General features: G+C 68.4%; 1 pseudogene. It reads right to left on the bottom strand.

Annotated elements, in window-relative coordinates:
* Nucleotides 1–227: pseudogene (locus CH341_RS32715) on the bottom strand (MFS transporter); the annotation flags it as partial.
* Nucleotides 228–266: the final 39 nt, after the last annotated feature.

Below are 266 nucleotides of genomic sequence, written 5' to 3'. Positions count from 1 at the left end.
GGCAGCTCTTCGGGATCTGGCTGCAAGACCGCCGTCTGCGGCGTCAGCATGCGCGGGCTCGGCACGGCGGAGAAGGTCTCGCGCTCGTGTTGCGGCGGCGGGGCACGGCGCGTCGTGCGGTAGACGGAAAAGATCGCCATGGCGAAATGGGCGACGGCCGTGGTGACGAAGAGCCCTTCCGGCCCGAAGGTTTCCATCGTGCCGGAGGCGACGAGCGGGCCGGCCATCGTGCCGATGCCGTAAAGAAGCAGAAGGCCCGAAGACAC

The sequence above is a fragment of the Rhodoplanes roseus genome (assembly GCF_003258865.1).
Classification (GTDB): domain Bacteria; phylum Pseudomonadota; class Alphaproteobacteria; order Rhizobiales; family Xanthobacteraceae; genus Rhodoplanes; species Rhodoplanes roseus.
The sequence above is the reverse complement of the archived record's forward strand: the minus strand, read 5'-3'. Positions and strand labels throughout refer to the sequence as shown.